We start from the raw sequence: 744 nt of genomic DNA on the forward strand, positions 1-744 counted from the left end.
AGCAGTAACAAGACCTAAAACACGCTTTGTCAGTATTAAAAGCGAAGAACAACAAGCTGTTTTATGCTTACACCGAATTAGGCAAGGTCAAATCAAAGACCGTACAGCCATGATTAATCGATTACGCGGCTTACTATCAGAGTTCGGCATCATCATGCCTAAAGGTCGCTATCCAGCACAAAAGCATATTGTTGCAATCTTGGAAGATACCGACAACGCATTACCCGCTTTAGCAAGAGAGCTACTCAATGACTTATGGCAAAGCATCAAGCTACAAAACCAAGATATATTAAAGTCTGATAGGAAGCTTTATGCCCTTGCTAATCAAATGAAAGACGCTAAGCGTTTAATGACGATTCCAGGTATTGGTGAAGTCACCGCTACAGCCGTTGTAGCCAATGTTAGTGATGCGAAACACTTTTCAACTAGCCGCCAATTTGCTGCTTGGATAGGCTTAGTTCCTAAGCAATATTCAACAGGTGGCAAGCCGACGTTAGGTAGAATAAGTAAACGCGGTGAGAAGCATATCCGCACCTCATTAATACATGGTGCTCGCGCTGTCATCGCAAACTGTACTAACAAAATGGATAGAACCAGTTTATGGATTAAAGCGCTTATCGAGCGTAGAGGCTTTAAACGAGCTGTCATCGCCCTAGCAGCAAAGAATGCACGATTAATTTGGTCATTACTTCAATCAGGTAATGAATACCAAGTTAACTATGTAAAAACGTAAAAAGGTTTAAC

Annotated in this window: 1 protein-coding gene; it reads left to right on the plus strand. The window is 41.4% G+C overall.

Annotation, left to right across the window (positions count from 1 at the left end; all coding sequences use genetic code 11):
* Positions 1-733: IS110 family transposase (locus AN944_RS20980; RefSeq protein WP_055026584.1), on the plus strand; the 733-nt coding region annotated here is incomplete at its 5' end.
* Between the last annotated feature and the right edge of the window lie 11 nt (positions 734-744).

The organism is Shewanella sp. P1-14-1, assembly GCF_001401775.1.
In the GTDB taxonomy this organism is placed as follows: Bacteria; Pseudomonadota; Gammaproteobacteria; order Enterobacterales; family Shewanellaceae; genus Shewanella; species Shewanella japonica.